1 rRNA gene is annotated in these 2997 nt (G+C 50.1%); it reads right to left on the bottom strand.

Features of this window, described 5'->3' with window-relative positions:
* Nucleotides 1–2629: ribosomal RNA gene (locus DA1_RS29190) — 23S ribosomal RNA — on the bottom strand; the annotation flags it as partial.
* Nucleotides 2630–2997 lie beyond the last annotated feature (368 nt).

Raw genomic sequence — 2997 nt, 5'->3', positions numbered from 1 at the left:
ACTAGGAGCAGGCTTCCTCAAATCTGCAGCGCCCACGGAAGATAGGGACCAAACTGTCTCACGACGTTTTAAACCCAGCTCACGTACCTCTTTAAATGGCGAACAGCCATACCCTTGGGACCGACTACAGCCCCAGGATGAGATGAGCCGACATCGAGGTGCCAAACACCGCCGTCGATATGAACTCTTGGGCGGTATCAGCCTGTTATCCCCAGAGTACCTTTTATCCGTTGAGCGATGGCCCTTCCATACAGAACCACCGGATCACTATGTCCTGCTTTCGCATCTGCTCGACTTGTCAGTCTCGCAGTTAAGCACGCTTATGCCATTGCACTATCGTCACGATGTCCGACCGTAACTAGCGTACCTTCGAACTCCTCCGTTACGCTTTGGGAGGAGACCGCCCCAGTCAAACTGCCTACCATGCACTGTCCCCGATCCCGATAAGGGACCTGGGTTAGAACCTCAAACGCACCAGGGTGGTATTTCAACGTCGGCTCCATGAGAACTAGCGTCCTCACTTCAAAGCCTCCCACCTATCCTACACAGATCCGTTCAAAATCCAATACAAAGCTACAGTAAAGGTTCATGGGGTCTTTCCGTCTTTCCGCGGGGAGATTGCATCATCACAAACATTTCAACTTCGCTGAGTCTCTGGAGGAGACAGTGTGGCCATCGTTACGCCATTCGTGCAGGTCGGAACTTACCCGACAAGGAATTTCGCTACCTTAGGACCGTTATAGTTACGGCCGCCGTTTACTGGGACTTCAATCAAGAGCTTGCACCCCATCATTTAATCTTCCAGCACCGGGCAGGCGTCACACCCTATACGTCCACTTTCGTGTTTGCAGAGTGCTGTGTTTTTATTAAACAGTCGCAGCCACCGATTTTTTGCAACCGCTTTGGGCTCCCTTTGTTCAAGTTCACCTACTTGCGGCATACCTTCTCCCGAAGTTACGGTATCAATTTGCCGAGTTCCTTCTCCAGAGTTCTCTCAAGCGCCTTAGAATACTCATCTCGCGCACCAGTGTCGGTTTGCGGTACGGTCGTGTGTAGCTGAAGCTTAGTGGCTTTTCCTGGAAGCAGGGTATCACTCACTTCGTCTGCAAGCAGACTCGTTATCACCCCTCATCTAAGCCCGGCGGATTTGCCTACCAGGCACGACTACAGGCTTGAACCAACATATCCAACAGTTGGCTGAGCTAACCTTCTCCGTCCCCACATCGCACTACACATCGGTACAGGAATATTGACCTGTTTCCCATCAGCTACGCATCTCTGCCTCGCCTTAGGGGCCGACTCACCCTACGCCGATGAACGTTGCGTAGGAAACCTTGCGCTTACGGCGAGGGGGCTTTTCACCCCCTTTAACGCTACTCATGTCAGCATTCGCACTTCTGATACCTCCAGCACCCGTTACCAGGCACCTTCACAGGCTTACAGAACGCTCTCCTACCACTTGCAATAAATTGCAAATCCGCAGCTTCGGTAACTGGCTTAGCCCCGTTACATCTTCCGCGCAGGACGACTCGATCAGTGAGCTATTACGCTTTCTTTAAATGATGGCTGCTTCTAAGCCAACATCCTGACTGTTTTAGCCTTCCCACTTCGTTTCCCACTTAGCCAATTTTAGGGACCTTAGCTGGCGGTCTGGGTTGTTTCCCTCTTGAGTCCGGACGTTAGCACCCGGTGCTCTGTCTCCCAAGCTGTACTCTGCGGTATTCGGAGTTTGCATAGGTTTGGTAAGTCGCCATGACCCCCTAGCCTAAACAGTGCTCTACCCCCGCAGGTAATACTTGAGGCACTACCTAAATAGTTTTCGGAGAGAACCAGCTATTTCCAAGTTTGTTTAGCCTTTCACCCCTATCCACAGCTCATCCGCTAGTTTTGCAACACTAGTCGGTTCGGACCTCCAGTACCTGTTACGGCACCTTCATCCTGGCCATGGATAGATCACTTGGTTTCGGGTCTACACCCAGCGACTGGACGCCCTATTCGGACTCGATTTCTCTACGGCTCCCCTATTCGGTTAACCTTGCCACTGAATGTAAGTCGCTGACCCATTATACAAAAGGTACGCAGTCACCCTTGCGGGCTCCTACTTTTTGTAAGCATGCGGTTTCAGGATCTATTTCACTCCCCTCCCGGGGTTCTTTTCGCCTTTCCCTCACGGTACTGGTTCACTATCGGTCGATGATGAGTATTTAGCCTTGGAGGATGGTCCCCCCATATTCAGACAGGGTTTCTCGTGCCCCGCCCTACTTTTCTCTAGCTCAGTACCACCAGTCGGTTTTCACATACAGGGCTATCACCTACTATGGCCGGACTTTCCATTCCGTTTTGTTAACCGTCTGACTATCACTAGAAGGCTCTTCCGATTTCGCTCGCCACTACTTTCGGAATCTCGGTTGATGTCTTTTCCTCTGGGTACTTAGATGTTTCAGTTCTCCAGGTTCGCCTCGCATACCTATGTATTCAGTATGCGATACCCTTGCGGGTGGGTTTCCCCATTCAGAAATCTCCGGATCAAAGCTAATTTGCCAGCTCCCCGAAGCTTATCGCAGGCTATCACGTCTTTCGTCGCCTATCATCGCCAAGGCATCCACCACATGCTCTTAGTCACTTGACCCTATAACTTTGATCTCTCTTGCGAGATTTCGCCGTTTTCTTTCAAGGACTTGCGAGGTCTCTCACCTCGCGCGTTATGCCGTAATGTGAATGAATTCTTTGACATTTCTGTCAAGAGAACAATTCGTCATTACTTGAATAAAACAAAGTTTCATTCGTTTTGACGCAATCAAAATGTTGCTGACGGCACGGTGAGATTGAAATCTCTTTCCGTCAGCAACGCTGATTTCGACTCTATGAATTTTTAAAGAACAGCCGATTGATAGTTGGATAACTATCAACACTAAAGCAGTCTCACACGAGACTGCTTTAGTGTTGAGTCAAATATTATAGCACGCTTTTTTCGTGCTCTTTTCGCTTCCTCCAGCC

Source organism: Delftia acidovorans NBRC 14950 (assembly GCF_001598795.1).
Classification (GTDB): Bacteria; Pseudomonadota; Gammaproteobacteria; order Burkholderiales; family Burkholderiaceae_C; genus Comamonas; species Comamonas acidovorans.
This window is presented reverse-complemented; position numbering and strand designations above follow the sequence as displayed.